The organism is Methylobacter sp. S3L5C (assembly GCF_022788635.1).
Lineage (GTDB): Bacteria > Pseudomonadota > Gammaproteobacteria > Methylococcales > Methylomonadaceae > Methylobacter_C.
On the sequence record NZ_CP076024.1, the window covers coordinates 978,766 to 994,708 of the forward strand.

General features: G+C 44.3%; 11 protein-coding genes. 2 read left to right on the forward strand and 9 right to left on the reverse strand.

Features of this window, described 5'->3' with window-relative positions; genetic code table 11:
- Positions 1-5: 5 nt before the first annotated feature.
- Positions 6-569: a histidine phosphatase family protein gene (locus KKZ03_RS04600; RefSeq protein ID WP_243220372.1), complete on the reverse strand. Its 564-nt coding sequence runs from the start codon at positions 567-569 to the stop codon at positions 6-8.
- Positions 570-721: 152 nt separating this feature from the next.
- Positions 722-1,321 carry a Uma2 family endonuclease gene (locus tag KKZ03_RS04605; RefSeq protein ID WP_243220373.1) on the reverse strand — a complete coding sequence of 200 codons (600 nt, stop codon included), beginning with the start codon at positions 1,319-1,321 and terminating at the stop codon, positions 722-724.
- Between the two features lie 174 nt (positions 1,322-1,495).
- Here KKZ03_RS04605 and lnt point away from each other — a divergent pair, with 174 nt between their 5' ends.
- Together lnt and KKZ03_RS04615 are read left to right on the forward strand one after the other, a co-directional pair.
- Positions 1,496-3,013 (forward strand): apolipoprotein N-acyltransferase, encoded by a 1,518-nt coding sequence (gene lnt / locus KKZ03_RS04610; RefSeq protein ID WP_243220374.1) that lies wholly within the window; start codon positions 1,496-1,498, stop codon positions 3,011-3,013.
- A gap of 118 nt (positions 3,014-3,131) precedes the next feature.
- A complete protein-coding gene (locus KKZ03_RS04615) occupies positions 3,132-5,528 on the forward strand; it encodes a Lon protease family protein (RefSeq protein WP_243220375.1) in 2,397 nt (798 codons plus the stop codon).
- Positions 5,529-5,608: 80 nt separating this feature from the next.
- Here the strand turns inward: KKZ03_RS04615 and KKZ03_RS04620 are convergent, their stop codons facing one another.
- The 7 genes from KKZ03_RS04620 to KKZ03_RS04650 form a co-directional block, all read right to left on the reverse strand.
- Positions 5,609-6,223, reverse strand: coding sequence for an SPOR domain-containing protein (locus KKZ03_RS04620; RefSeq protein ID WP_243220376.1), 615 nt, complete (start codon positions 6,221-6,223; stop codon positions 5,609-5,611).
- Positions 6,223-7,983 carry an arginine--tRNA ligase gene (gene argS / locus KKZ03_RS04625; RefSeq protein ID WP_243220377.1) on the reverse strand — a complete coding sequence of 587 codons (1,761 nt, stop codon included), beginning with the start codon at positions 7,981-7,983 and terminating at the stop codon, positions 6,223-6,225. The genes KKZ03_RS04620 and argS overlap by 1 nt, the downstream gene beginning before the upstream one ends.
- A 78-nt stretch (positions 7,984-8,061) precedes the next feature.
- On the reverse strand, positions 8,062-10,290 hold the full coding sequence (locus KKZ03_RS04630; protein WP_243220378.1) for a primosomal protein N': 2,229 nt from the start codon (positions 10,288-10,290) through the stop codon (positions 8,062-8,064).
- A 142-nt stretch (positions 10,291-10,432) separates the two neighbouring features.
- Positions 10,433-11,332, reverse strand: coding sequence for a hypothetical protein (locus KKZ03_RS04635; protein WP_243220379.1), 900 nt, complete (start codon positions 11,330-11,332; stop codon positions 10,433-10,435).
- Positions 11,329-14,136, reverse strand: a complete 2,808-nt coding sequence (locus tag KKZ03_RS04640) for a hypothetical protein (RefSeq protein ID WP_243220380.1) — start codon at positions 14,134-14,136, stop codon at positions 11,329-11,331. The genes KKZ03_RS04635 and KKZ03_RS04640 overlap by 4 nt, the downstream gene beginning before the upstream one ends.
- Complete coding sequence (locus KKZ03_RS04645) at positions 14,133-14,699, reverse strand: hypothetical protein (protein WP_243220381.1); 567 nt, start codon at positions 14,697-14,699, stop codon at positions 14,133-14,135. The genes KKZ03_RS04640 and KKZ03_RS04645 overlap by 4 nt, the downstream gene beginning before the upstream one ends.
- Positions 14,696-15,940, reverse strand: coding sequence for a hypothetical protein (locus KKZ03_RS04650; protein ID WP_243220382.1), 1,245 nt, complete (start codon positions 15,938-15,940; stop codon positions 14,696-14,698). The genes KKZ03_RS04645 and KKZ03_RS04650 overlap by 4 nt, the downstream gene beginning before the upstream one ends.
- Between the last annotated feature and the right edge of the window lie 3 nt (positions 15,941-15,943).

The following is a 15,943-nucleotide window of genomic DNA, read 5'->3' on the forward strand; positions in this document are numbered from 1 at the left end:
TGGTTTTAAAACTTGCAATCAAGGGATGTGGTTATGCCTTCTTTGTCAGTAGACAACAGCGCTTTACCGTTCTGATAAGTGATAACCCAAATACTGTCAAAATCCTTACCATCCCAAGTCGGCGGATTATTTACTCCCAGCTCCTCAGCCAGCGGTGCAATGGCGCTATGCTCCCAGACCATAAAAACGGTACCGGTTTTTTCCAATATTTTTTTGGCTATCGTTGAATAATCCTTTTCATCGTATTTACTGTTGATCGTCAGATTATACTTAATGGCAAACGGGGTGACGGTCTGAAACATTCTGGCGTGCTTTGTCGATTTATCCAGCCCCAGTGACGGCACGTAAGTATAGTCCGGTACGTTAAATTTCTGGTATAAAACAGCAGGAAGTTGCAGAGCTCGGCTCTCTCCCTGACATGACAGATTATCGCCATTTTCCGGCTTTTCTCCATGCCGGATGATAACTATCTTCAAGTTATTATCCGGTGCTGCTTGCACCATACCGGAAAACGCCATGACTGATACGGCGACTCCAGCCCAAACAAGTCTTAAAACAAATTTTTTCATAACAGGTTTTCTCTTTAATTAATGCGGTATGCGATACATATAGTCTTTTAGAAATTAAATTTCCATTCACGTCGTTGTAAGCTCATACAGATAACATCCATTGAAAGGATAGTATCTGTTGGCATCGAAATTATTTATCTGAGAATCTATAACTACGTTACAGCCTCGTTATTATTATCCTCATCATCCAGAACTTTATCGTAAACCTCGCGCAGACTGAGAATGCAATCAATGCTTTCCAGTGGCATGGAAGCATCTAACCCTAACGCTTCCGTTAATATCCAAACCTCGTCTTGTCGTACATAACGCTCTATACTCGCCTGGTCTTGCGTCACCAACAAATATTCCTGCAAGGACGCTATTTTACGATAATGAGCGAACTTACCGCCCCGGTCATAAGCTTCAGTAGACGGCGACAGTACTTCAATCAGCACGGTAGGGTTAAGTAAAGTATCAACAAAGGCATCCTCAAATTGCGGTGTGCCGCACACAACAACTATATCTGGGTAATGGTAACTACGTGCCTGGACTGCCTTGACCCGCATATCATTCATATAGGCTTCGCAAGGACGTTTTTTGAGTTGCACACTTAGTTCTCGTGCAATATTAACCGTTATCAAATTATGCTTCCGGCTTGCACCGGTCATCGCATAAATTTCACCATTATGAAATTCACTTTTAGACGATGCACTCCGTTCCAGTACCAAGTATTCTTCTGTGCTGTAATGGCTTGGGTTAAGTACGGCAAACATAAAACACCTCGATTAAGAAATTATTTACCAAGCGTTAAGCATATCATGGCGCTTGGTTACGATATGACGACTATTTTCAGCTGTTTTATAACGCTTAACGCGATTGTTATAAAGGTCTGGTTATAATGGCCTTATTATTTTTGCCTGCTTTTTTTATCGCCATAATCCTAACACATGCAAATTTCATCGAAAAATTATTGGGATTTGCTCCCGGCTATTGCGGGTATTTTCTTCACCCTGGCTTTTTCTCCTTTTAATTATGCCTATCTGGCACCCCTAGCACTGGGCTTGCTGTTTACTTCATGGCAAAACGTCACCCCCAAACGTGCGCTGTTGAGAGGATATCTATTTGGCTTGGGCTCGTTTGGCTTGGGCGTATCCTGGGTCTATATCAGCATTCATGATTTTGGCGGTGCCGATAGTCTAAGTGCCGGCTTGTTAACTTGCCTGTTCTGTAGTTTTTGGGCTTTGTTTCCGGCGCTGGCAGGTTATCTTTCCGTAAAGATACTGCCGGTTAACAAAGGGCTTGTCTCGGTGATAGTGATGCCGGTTATTTGGCTGTTAGTTGAATATCTTCGTGGCTGTCTGGTGCTTAATGGTTTTCCCTGGCTACAAATCGCTTACTCGCAATTGGCAACGCCTTTGGCAGGTTATATCCCTATAGTGGGTGTTTATGGTACCGGGTTTTTAACAGCATTAACGGCAGCTGCCCTGGTAGCTATGTTACAAAGCAAAAAACACCGGCTGTTATTGACTGCGGTGCTTGCTGCCTTGTGGATTACAGGCAGTGTTTTACAAACAATAAAATGGACTGATGCGATAGGCGAGCCCATCCGTGTGTCATTGATTCAGGGCAATATTACCCAGGATAAAAAATGGCGACCGGAAAATAAGCTTGGTACCCTGCAATACTATAAAACGATGACTGAAGTACATTGGGATTCTGACGTTATTGTTTGGCCTGAAACCTCCATTCCGGCTTATTTATCGGAAGTTAATGAGTGGTTTTTACTACCTTTAAGTAAAGCTGCCCGCCAACATCATACCGATTTAATTGTCAGTCTTCCGGCGCATGGAGACTCAACGGCTGAAAAATATAATGCCGTTATGACACTGGGTAAAGAAACCGGCATGTATCGAAAAAAACATTTATTGCCTTTCGGTGAATATTTGCCCTGGCAACCGGTGTCCGGTTTTATTTTAAACAGCTTGGGCATAAAACTGGGTAATTTTACTCCAGGCAGCATCGACCAACCCTTATTAAAAGCCGGTGGTTATGCGTTTATAACTTCTATTTGTTATGAAGATGCTTTTGGTGATGCCGGTTTGATAAACTTGGCTGCTGCGGCTTATCTGGTTAACGTGACCAACGATGGCTGGTTTGGCGATTCAATAGAGCCACATCAGCATCTGCAAATTGCCAGAATGCGAGCTATGGAAACCGGACGCTTTATGTTGCGATCTACCAATACCGGTGTCACAGCTATCATTGCACCGAATGGCAAAATTATCAGCCAGGCTCCGGTATTTAAAGAGGCGGTATTAACTGATTGGATAACGCCCATGCACGGCATGACTCCTTATGCAAGACTGGGCGATCAACCGGTTATTATTGCCCTGATAATACTGCTTTTTTGCCTGATTGTTTATCTGCGCTTGTTATCGAACAAGCCGCTATCAACAAACCGGTAACCGATCAGGCTTTAGTCAAACAGGGAATTGCGAAAATCCGGTTACATGTTATGGAACAATATTATAAAAATGTTAGAATGGTCGATTGTTTGCAATCTGAAGACCATCGAACTTATCCATGCCTACTACCTTACAGCTTCCACTTGAGTCACTGAAATTAAACGTCGATTTGACCGGCTATGAATTCCCGGAAGCACCCCGGTTGCAAAGTGGCATTTTAGGGCAACCAAGAGCGCAGTCAGCATTGGAGTTTGGTGTTGCCATGCCCAATCCCGGTTACAATATTTTTGTGATGGGTGAGCCTGGCTTGGGTCGATTGACTATGATTACCGACCATCTTGGCGCACTCGCCCAATCTCTGCCAGCACCGCCATGCTATGCTTATGTGGATAATTTTGAAAACTCCAGAGAGCCTGTTGTCGTTGAATTACCTGCCGAATACGGTCAGGTGTTCAGTAAGGATATTGAAAAATTAGTTGATGATTTATTGGCAACTTTTCCGGCGGCTTTTGAAAGCCCCGCTTATCAGCAAAAAAAATCTGCACTTGAGCGGCAGTTTGGCCAGTGTTACAACAACGCCATTGATCTGGTTGATAAAAAAGCCCAGAAAAACAGCATCGCCCTGTTCAGGGAAAGCGAGTCTATTACCTTTGCTCCAATCCGGGATAATAAATCCCTCAACGAGGAGCAATTCACTCAATTACCGCAAACTGAACGCGAAGCTTTTCACAGTCACGTTGAAAAACTGGAAGAATATCTGAGTGACGTCTTGCTGGAATTACCCCAGTGGCGCAGAACGATGGTTGAAAAAATTAAGCAACTTGATAATGACACCATTAATTTGGCAATAGAGCCGCTGTTTTCGGAATTGAATGATAAATATCAGAATGTTGATGATGTCATCACTTATCTATCAGAAATCAGAAAAAACCTGGACAACACGATTGCCGATTATCTGATGCCGGGGCGGACACTGGAACCCCGCGAGACTATCGCAAAACGCTTGACGCTAACTGAACAATACGTGCCCAATATTCTGGTCGATAATAAACAGGAAAGCGGCGCGCCGGTTGTTTATGAACCACATCCCATTTACCAGAATCTGTTTGGCCGTATTGAATATGTCAGCGATCAGGGTACTTTAATTACCAATTACCGAAAAATTTGTGCAGGTTCTCTGCATAAAGCCAATGGCGGTTATTTAATTCTCGATGCCGAAAAATTATTGACCTATCCCTTTGTATGGGAAGGGCTTAAACGGGCCTTACAATCAGGTCGCATTGAAATTGAATCGCCATATTCCGAGCTGGGCATCAACACCATTACCTTAAAGCCGGAAGTAATTCCGTTAAATGTAAAAGTGATACTGGTCGGTTCGCGGGATATTTATTATCTGTTGGAAGAAATGGATAGTGAATTTAACGAGATGTTTAGAATCCTTGCCGACTTTGATAGCCATATTCCACGGACCAATGAATCCATGCAGGGATTTGCCGTATTAATGCTTAAACAGGCAGTCGATTCGGGCGCCCATCCATTAACACGAGCAGCGATTGAAGGCTTGATTGAGCACAGTTGTCGACTGTCAGAAAATCAACACCATTTTTCTGCACACATCAAAGATTCCTTGGACATTATTGCTGAAGCCAATCTGTTTTGTAAGCAAGCCAAGCACAATGAAATCGACAGATTCCATATTGAACAAGCTCTGGCAGCGAGAGAACACCGTAACGGCAGATTATCTCAGGCCATACTCGATGAGATGCTTGATGGTACCATCCTTATTGATACTGAAGGTGCAGCAGTTGGCAAAATAAACGGCTTAACCGTACTGGAAATAGGCGGTAGCAGCTTCGGCGCACCGGCACGTATCACCACGACCGTTTATCCCGGCTCCAGAGGTATCGTTGATATTGAAAGAGAAGCAGAACTGGGTCAGGCCATCCACTCAAAAGGCGTATTAATTTTAACGGGTTATCTGGGCCATTCTTACGCGCAGGAATTTCCTTTAGCCATATCCGCCAGTATCGCCATTGAACAATCTTATGGTTATATTGATGGCGACAGTGCTTCGCTGGCTGAGCTATGTTGTCTTATTTCTGCACTCACACGAATACCCATCAAGCAAACGTTTGCGGTTACCGGTTCAATTAATCAATACGGTGAAGTGCAAGCGATAGGCGGGGTAAACGAGAAAATAGAAGGTTACTTCAGGCTTTGTAAGGCAAGGGGACTTAATGGGCAACATGCCGCTATTATTCCTGCCGCCAATAAACGCAATCTGATGTTAAAACAGGAAGTGATTGATGCCGTTGCCAATGGCTTATTTGCGGTTTATGCAGTAGCGAGTGTTAATGAAACCCTAGAACTATTAACGGGAGAACCTGCTGGCGAGGTAAATGACGAAGGTTTATATCCTGATAACAGCATCAATTTTAAGGCGATATCCCGATTAAAAGAGATTTCCGATATGACCTCTGATGATGATAGCAGTGATAAAGAGGAAGGCACGTAAGTAAGGCAACCCGAAGAGACGCAACATTCTGCGTCTCTTCGATAACTCTATTTTGTCCCGGCTTTTTAAGTTACCGCTACTTATTGGCCGGTTTCAGTAACAAGCACATCAATACCATTCTGCCTTAGCCTCGCCCTGATAGCATTGACGCTATCAGTCTGGGCATAAGGCCCCATTTTAACGCGATACCAGTTTACGCTACCGACTTTTGCTTTCTCGACTTTGGATTCTATCCCCATTAAAGCAAGCTTTGCCCTTAACCGGTCAGCTTCTTTAAATGTCTTAAAAGAACCGGCCTGCATAAGGTAATGAGCTTCTTTGGCCTTACCCACACGTTCTTCGCGTGTTCGGGTTTTAATTTCGTACTCCGGCACAACCACTTCTTTGTCAGGCAAAATCGTGTAAAAATCAAACTGAGGCAGTTTAGGGCCTGGCTTAACTTCAGGTTTTTGTCCTTCTTTAGGTGTTACTCCATTTTCCACACCTGTCTTATTGGCTATCGTTTGTGAAGCCTGCTGAAGATTGTCTTGTTCCGATCCTGAGCTACGTAAATAAACCAAAAAAACCACAAAGGCAATAATTATTGCGGAAATCAGCATCCATTTCCACAAACCAATACCTGATTTCTGGTCGAATTTTTTTCTGCTCTGGCTGGCAGATCTACCTTTCGGTCTTGGTTTATAATCTCTGGACATTACATGGATTCAGGTGTGTTGATATTTAACAAGCCCAAGCCGTTTGCGAGAACCTGTCTTACCGCACACACCAAATTTAATCTGGCATCGCGAATACAAACATCTTCAACGAGAAACTGATGGGCATTGTAGTAAGTATGAAATTCATGAGCCAAATCACGCAGATAAAGAACCAGTTGGTGCGGCTCATACTGCAAAGCCGCACGTTCAACAACTTCAGGATACCGCGCCAAAGTACCCAGCAACGAAATTTCGTGTTCTTCAGTTAACTTCGACAGGTTTTCCATGCCCTGTAACTGATTTCTTTCCAGACCTTTTTCATCAAGCTGACGTAATACACTACAAACTCTTGCATAAGCGTACTGTACATAAAATACCGGATTTTCATTGGATTTTGAGGTCGCCAATTTCAAATCAAAATCCATGTGCTGTTCTGACCTTCGCATCACATAAAAGAAACGTGCCGCATCCTTGCCAACTTCACTACGCAATTGACGCAAAGTAACAAATTCACCTGAGCGGGTAGACATTTGTACTCTTTCCTCACCTCGATAAAGGACTGCAAATTGTACCAACAATACCTTTAATTTGGACTCGTCAGCACCCAGAGCCTGAATGGCTGCCCTGACTCTGGGGACATAGCCGTGATGGTCTGCGCCCCAAATATCAATCACTTGATCAAAGCCGCGATCCAGCTTGTTCATATGATAGGCAATATCTGAAGCAAAATAAGTATATTGGCCGTTCTCTCTAATCACCACACGATCTTTTTCATCGCCTAACTTGCTGGACGCAAACCAGGTCGCGCCATCTTGCTGATAAAGATGACCGCCAATGCGTAAGCGTTCAAGGGCTTTTTCAACCGAACCGTCATTCATTAAATCGCGTTCTGAAAACCATTGCTGGTAATCAACCCCAAATTCCTTCAAATCAACCTTGATGTCATCCAGAATACTGTTGAGCCCGATTTGAAAAAAATCACCATACAGCGGCATACCCAACAAGGTTTTCGCCCGGTCAATAAGCGCATCAATATGCGTATCTTTATCGCCACCTTGGGGCTCATCAGGTGGTATGTTTTCCAATACCAACTCTATCGGTCTGCGATAATCATTGTTGTCGTTTTTATGAATATCCCTGGCAATTTCACGCACATAGTCGCCGCGATACCCATTGCTGGGAAAATGTACCAGTTCGCCGCATTCTTCAAGATATCTTAGCCAAACGCTGGTAGCCAATATATCCATTTGCCGGCCGGCATCATTGACATAATACTCACGATGCACGTCAAAACCGACCGCTTTTAATAAATCAGCTACCGCAGAACCATAAGCCGCTCCCCGACCATGACCTACATGCAAAGGCCCGGTAGGATTGGCTGAAACAAACTCAACCTGAACTTTTTTGCCAGCACCCACAGTGCTCAAACCAAATTCTCGTCCCTGATCATGAATCTGACTGACAATCTGATACTGGGAATTGGGATTAATAAAAAAATTAATGAACCCCGGTCCCGCCAACTCCACTTTAATGACTGCATCATGCTGAGGTAATGCCGCGATGATTTTTATCGCCAGTTCCCGAGGATTTGCTTTCGCTGGTTTTGCCAGCATTAAAGCCAGATTTGAAGCAAAATCACCATGTTGTGCATCACGGGTGCGTTCTATCGATATATTCGGAATAATTTCCATACCAAGAATACCCTCAGTCTTAAGAGTTTCAACGGCTTGTAAAATCAGTTCCTCTATTTTTTGTTTCATTGCTTCACTGCGTAGTTAAATCGGATAAATAGTCGCTTATTATCCATTAAAACCCCCCGATTATCCATTCAAACAATATCAGTACAAATCCACCGGATCAACATCCAGCGACCAGCGTACTTTTTTTGCCTGTTTGAGCTTGGCAATTTCCGGTATTAATAGCGCCAGTAAAACATGCAACTCCTTGCGGCGACTGTTTTGCAGCAATAATTGATAACGGTAAAGCCCGGCACGTCTGGCCATGGGAGCAGGTACGGGACCCAAAACCTGGGTATGACCCGGATTACATTTCTGTACCAATACGCTGACGGCTTCAAAAAACAACAGCGGCGTCTCCTCATTGCCTGCTTGTACGCGCAATAAGGCCTGATAACTAAAGGGCGGCAACAATGCTTCTTTACGCTCTGCCAGCGCTGTTTTGGCAAAACTGCGATAACCTTGTCGAATTAACGTTGTTAATAAAGGATGTTCAGGCTGACGGGTCTGCATAATGACCTTACCCGGTTTTTCAGCGCGTCCGGCACGGCCTGAAACCTGAACAATCATTTGCGCCAGTTTTTCGGAAGCATGAAAATCAATACTGAATAAGCCGCTATCCACATCAATAATCGCCACCAGGGTTACATTAGGAAAATGATGACCCTTAGCCAACATTTGCGTCCCTAAAATAATATCGACTTTACCTTGATTTATTTGCTGTAAATAGTTTTCTAGCGAACCTTTACGCTGCGTGGAATCACGATCCAACCTAACCGTTACCTTATCTTTAAAAAGCTCCGCCAATACTTTCTCGACCCGTTCGGTACCCAGTCCCAACGGTGTCAACTCACCGACCTTGCAGGCAGGACAATGCTTAATCAAGCGTTGTTCCTTACCGCAATGATGGCAACGCAGACACTCTTCATCGAAATGAATGACCAAATTGGCATCACAGCGTTGACAACGTGCAACCCAACCGCAGCCATGACAAATAAGCGTGGGTGCAAAACCGCGTCGATTTAGAAACAGCAAGACCTGTTCATTTTTTGCCAAGGTTCTGCGCATTTCCTCAATCAGCCCTTCAGACAAGCCTTCCCGGATTCTTTTATTTCTGATATCCATTAATTGCAGAACCGGCTCTATTGCATTTCCGGCACGCTCCGGTAAATGTAATAATTGATAACGCTGTTTATCAACGTTATGCAAGCTTTCCAGGGACGGTGTCGCAGAACCCAACAAAACCGGAAGATGTAACATCTTGCCACGCACAATGGCAATATCCCTGGCAGAAAAACGAAAACCTTCCTGTTGTTTGAATGAGCCATCATGCTCTTCGTCAAGAATAATCAATCCCGGGGTTTTTAATGGCGTAAACAATGCAGAACGAGTACCCAGCAAGATCGAACATTCACCGCTCTGCATCTGCAACCAGGCTGTTTGTCGTTGAAGATCGGTGAGTTTGGAATGCGATAAGGCAATATTGACGGCAAAGCGCTGCCTAAACCGATCCTCAAGCTGCGGAGTCAGGGTGATTTCCGGTACCAGTACCAAAATCTGTTGTCCTCGCTCCAGCACCTTGTGAATAATCTGTAAATAAACTTCTGTTTTACCGCTACCGGTAACGCCCTCCAATAAAAAAACTCCAAATTGCCCGAGACTTTTACAAACCGCGTCTATCGCCACTTGCTGCGGAGGATTGCAAAGCAAGGCAGTATTTTTTATTAACACCTCCGGTCTACTCACCTTGGCATCGCTCAATTCAACCTGAAGCAATTGCCTGAAAATTAACTGTTTCACCGCAGATCGCCAGTTATTATTCCATAGCGAGAGCTCGGCTTCTGATAAACAAACGGGAGAGGATTGAAACTTTTCCAACACACTTTTCTGTTTGGGTGTCCGAAGCAAGTCGGTACCGGGTGTTATTTTGCCTAAATCCGTCAGTGCATAATGTTTTTCTGTTTTTAAGACTACTGACTTTCCCTGCCGGAGTGCCGCCGGAAAAGCCGTACTGATCACTTCGCCCATGGGATGATGATAATAATGACTAGCCCACGTCAACAACCGCAAATCTTTGCTCGATAATAACGACTTATGATCCAAAATTCGTAAAACCTGTTTTAATTTACCGGTTTCAATCTCGCTGTGACCAACAACTTCAAACAGATAGGCAATCTTTTTACCTAAGCCAAAAGGGACTTCCACGCGCAGTCCGGGCTTAATGTTATCGAGATCAACATTATCAGGAGCCAGATAATCAAATAAACGATAAACAGGGATGGGAATAGCCACTCTAAAAATCAGTAAGGCGCCGGAATGCAACTTAGCCATTATTGGTAGAGTCTCGCTTTTGTAATCCTAACTGTCGCATGTATCCGGGATTCCAATAAATCAATGGGCCGTCATTTAGGCTGGGCTGAACAACAGCCGTAACCCATGAAGACGTTAAATGTTGGGTTATTAAAGCAATTGGCTAATAATTAACGGGGTACAACCAAATCGCTTCTTGTTCCAATGCCTTGCCGTAACGTTGCGATAGACTACCCAATTTAATAAAATCAGAGTTCAATGCATTCTGCACAGTCAATTTTGCAAAAGCATTTTTAAATTGTACCCGAGTTTTCAACCAAATTTCGGTGTTGCCAAATTTTTCCAATTTATTTTCCCAATCCGGTAACCAGTAAAACTGTAACGCAGATTCAGGGTGAAGTGCACTAACCAAGCGGGCGTAGTTGGTCAAACCAATACCGTCATAATCCGGAAACAATGTCACTTCATCAGTGCGTTTTTGTTCAGAAAGCCATTGCAACAATACCTCAGAAAGCTGACCGGCATAATAAGCCAAACACCCCTTAAAATCTTGAGGCAACCAATCACACTGGTCAAACAATGCCTGATTTTCAACCAATAACAACGGTCGGTTACATTGCCAACCTAGCCCTGAACTTAATCCCGCATTGATTTGTAAGGCAGCAACGCCAAAACGCGCAGTAAGATCAGAAGGCCGCATCCGGTCATTGGCATTCTGCCAAACGACGTCAGAATCCCACGCTTTCATCAATAAATACCAACAATCGTGACCGATTTGACCGGTCTTGCTATTGCGATCCATGCCAATATTGCGGCTGCGTGTCGGCAAACCGTCAGGCAAGGAAGCCTCATCCAGAGGATGCAACTGACGTAGATAGTTAAGAACACTTTGCCGATTAATGACCTGATAAATAGTTGCCCGACCTTGCTTTTTAAGTTCAATGAGACGGGTTTCACGCGCAAACTGCTCAAGACATTTTCTCTGGCCAGGTGTAAAAGCCGATACCATTAACGGCTGGTCAATGCTTACCAGACGTTTTAATGCATCGCTTAACATGCTCATGATAATGGCTTGAGATCAGCATTATTAATAGGTTCCAAAATTTGCCAATTAAACCGACTGATATGATTTTTGCCATTGGTTGTGCCGATGGGTACACAATACCGTGCGGTAATTTGTGGTTCAGGTGAAGCAAAAATCAATGTAAAACCAAATTCCGCCGCTATTTCTATCAAATTGCGCTGATTGTGTTGATCCAATGACGCCGCTTCATCGAGATAACATGCGGTTTTTATGGTTTTGCGAGGGTCTTGCATTTGATTGAGCATCGCCAAACCAGTAATCAGCTTTGCCATCAGCACGGTACCGTTGGAAGCAGCGCTATCGATGTCTTCAAATTCAGCAGGCGTTTGATTTTCTTTGGCGATAATAAAAACCAGCCGGAATAAATGTTCAACCCGCAGTCCGCCTCGCGCTTCACCTTCCTTGATTAGCGTATCCTTGGCATTATTGAGTTCTTTATCATCCAGCACCGCATTATGGTCGAACAAATCGAAAGAGTTTCCCGAGTCAACCTGTTCAGACGTGGAAATTAGGGTCTGTATCGCCTTGACCAAGGCTTCTTCTTCACGGGGTTCGATTTTAAACACCTTAAGATCAGAAAGCTGGCGGCGATTGATTTTGTTATTAAACTCGCGCATCCGCCGTTTAAGCGTTTCCAGACTGTCCCGCAAATCCCGCAAAATAGCCGCAATCTGTACCACCGCAGAACGCGCCTTGCGTTCAATAGCTGATTGCTCCTGACTTAAATTTACCGTATAGGCAAACAACGCATCAAGCTCTTGTTCGGAAGAATCCTGCGTTTGAAACTTACTCAAACCGTCCCGGTGCAAATCCATCAATTGCCGGTTAAGCTCATCGTCAAGCGTATTCAATTTTTGGCAATTGCGGTTATAACTTTCAATACGGTCAGCCAAGACGGGCATAGCTAATTCAGCCATTTCCATGCACGGTAAAAAAGGCAACTGCTCCAAAAAATCAAACGGTGCGTATTGATCCAAACGCTGATGACGGGCATTTTTAATACGTTGATGCTGACTTTGTAGCTCTTTTTGTGCGACTTTATTATTATCCTGATATTGGGCGTTGCTACTTTTCTTATCGGTTAGCGTTAACTCTTCCCGTTTAAGAGATTCCAGTTTTTGCAGCACATCCGCTATGGTTTGCAGCCGTTCTGACCGATTGGCCTGCATCAACAGTAATTCTTCGTAGTCTTTTATATCGACATCCAATGCAGCGATTTGCCGCTCCAACTCCTGTTGCTGATGTTTTTGTTGGGCCAACGTTTCAACTGTCAGTAACAGATTTTGCCATTCGACCAACTGACGCTCACAATCGTTGATTTCCGTTTCCAGTTCTTGTGCTGTTTTAAGCGTCAGATTGGGCTCCAACGCCGACAAATCCAGCGACAAACCAGGCAGTTCCAAGCGTTTGGCGGATAATTTGTTTTCCAGTTGTGCAGCAAACGACGTAAAAGCAATGGTGTCGTCCAGTTTAACTGCACTATTTTCAGTGACCGGTAAACTTAAAACAGACTTTGCCAGCAAGCGGGTTAACAGCCCAAAACTGTTTATCGACAACAATTTTTGCAGTTGCAGATATAAATTATTATCCAGACTGGCTAACTGGCGTTGCAAATCGGCTTTTTCTTTACCAATTTTTACAATATTGCGCTTGATCGAATCAGATGATTGTTGCTGCTCGGCATTTTTAATAACCCTAACCCGTTCGTCGCGTTGTTCTTGCAAGTTTTGTCGTTGGTTTTGCAATTGCGGCATATCGCTAACAAACTGAAAACGCAGCGTGAGTTCCTGGCAGCGCTGTTCTATTTTTTGCTGACCTTTTAAAAGATTATCCGTTTCAGCTTGATCTTTATAAACGGCTTTCTGGCGATTTTCCAGCGCCTGAATATCTCCAACTAAAGCCTTAAGCTCCTGTATCAGTTGTTCAAACGTACTGTTGTAATAAGCTTCCCATTCATTCAAGCCTTGATCAATTAAAGGTCGCCACAAAATAACCTTACCACGTAAAGTGCGGCGTGTTTGCTGGCTATCTTCCATACCGGCAATACGCACCTGGTTGCGAAACACCGCGTCATACTGGGATTTGTCGTAGTTGACATCGGCAAAGGACTTATCCCATTCATTTTTAAAATCGACACTGCGATCCTGCAAGTCGTTTTTAAAAATTTCCAGCAAATAGTTTTTCACTTCCTTGCTGTCCAAACGATCCAGGCGCAACGTTCGGGTCAGAATCCGTTGATACGTCACTGCTTGTGACGTAAATTCCAGTGAGAAAATAGTAAAATCGGGGTCGTCCGAACGTTGTTTTTGACGATTACCGTACAACAAGGCGCGTAACTCGGCTTGTGGGTATATTTTGGCCGGCTTGCCCCGCTCAAACAGACGGCCGATTAACTTGGGCTGGGTAACCAACTTACCATCATCCAACCGGTAATCATCAAGATCAAGATTACCTTGATAGGCAAAGTACTCATAATCATGGCTTAAGCCCTTGCCGACACAGCCAATCACTGCCATGCCTGACGGCAATAACACTTCCAGTAGAATATAGGCACTGTTGTCCGGAAAATAAAAACGTCGGGTATTTTCAAAGCTGTGCGCCCCAAATTCCATGTGCTGTTTATTAAGGATAAGCAGAAACTGCAAGGCATTAATCAAACTGGTTTTGCCGGTATTATTCGGGGCGATAATCGATACTGAATCGTCCAGCGGCAATTCAGCACGACTGTAACCTGCGCTGTTTAATAATACCAACTTTTGAAAGCCGTACTGTAAAAGGCTCAAAGTAAATCCTCCTCAACGTATTCCGCCTGAAGCTGATCAGGTCTGTCAGCTTGCGCCAGTTCCTCAAACAAATCCAGGTAACGATGCACGGCGGTCAGCAGGCGATAGGCTTGGTCTTCAAACACCAAAAAACCGACGCGTGCCGCACTGTCCAAAATGTCTTTTAACATTTGCGGACTATTCATTTCTTCGGCTTCCAGGATGGCGTGATATTGCTGCCACAGCTTTTCAAGCAACGACGTATCAAGCCGCCACTGCTGAAACTGGAATAAATGCAAACCTTGATCGGCTTGATATTCAAACAGCAACATCAACAGCAAAGCGAGTCGACGGGTCAGCTTACCGGTATAAGAACTGGCTTGATCGGTTTTAAAATAAGCAAAACCCCGCCCATCCACTACCAATACAAAACCTAACGCGGCAAACAAGTCCTGATAGTGGCTTTGCTGATTTTCCAGTTCAACCCAAAGTTCGGTGTCCTGCAAACGGTTTAAATGAGTCCCTGAACTTAATAGTTTAAAGAGTGGCTTTAGCTGGGTCAGTTGAGTCGAATGAAGTGTCATAAAGACGTAATTGTATGGCTGTGTAAGCGAATCGCGACCTGCTTGAGAGCAATGCGTGTTTCTTTGGGGTCGGGAATGGCGACAATATCCGCCAAGCGAATAAACGTGTGGTAAAGCCTTAACAAAGTGATGTCCTGATAATGTCCATAATGGCCGGTTAACCAGTGCATCAAGTCCTTTAACGGCAAGCTATGATAAAGGTGTTCCCGGATGGCGTCCTCATCAACCTGTTCCAACTGAATATGGGTGTCCTCAGTGGTCAACTCCGGAAAATCAACGGCTTTAGGCTGATAATGCCGCACTTGTTCCATTAACGTCAATAACTCCGGCCCGATGGCAACAGATACCGCGCGCTCTTTACGCCAAATTGGCAAATCCTGTTGCGAAAATGTTCTACGCAAACCTTTTTTGCGCACGTCACCCAATAACTGCCCAATCGCGGCGCTTAGCCGGTTATGTCGACGCAATTCTTCTCGCAGTGGCATCAAGGTATTGGTGCATTGTTTCAAGGCGAGAAGTCCGCTTTGCCGTAATTCCTTAACCCTAAAACCTATTTGTCGCAACAAACGCTGATGACTGTATAAACCTCCTTGAATAAGTAATTGCTGTGCCAGCGCTTCCAATACTTTTTCAGCATCTTCCAGCAACGGATAAAAACTCCCCCCCGCGCCGGTATCCATTAACTCTGTCATGGGTTGAACATAACGGTCATAAGCTTCCAGAACCTCACGATAACGCTTGGCCAACGGCATTTTCTCGTCAGCGGCTTTGGCGCGTTCAGCAATGTCCTGAATGGCATGGGTATCTTGGTCAAGTTGTTGTAAAATTTGCCGAAGTTGATTGTCAATACGCACTGCACCTCGTTGCAATGCCACCATATCCCGATCCTGCACGGCCTGCTGTAATTGCTCCAGACCGGTTTTAATATCAACAATCCGGGCTTTTAAAATATCCGACAACCCCAATTCATGCTCATGTAACAAACTACCGACAAATTGACGGACATTTTCGTTAAGCTGCAACGTATTGCTATGCGACATTTCAACCAACAATTCGGCGTTAACCAACTGTTGCAAACGCTCTACATGCTGTTCAGATGATTCATGAACATAGACTTTAGCCATTAACGCCAAAATCTCGTTACGCTCATAGGCGATTTGATCGCGGCCCAATAACACGATACGCTCTATTACGTCCCAATGTTTTTCAAGTGCTCGAATCAGGCTGCGAGGGTTAATCATATT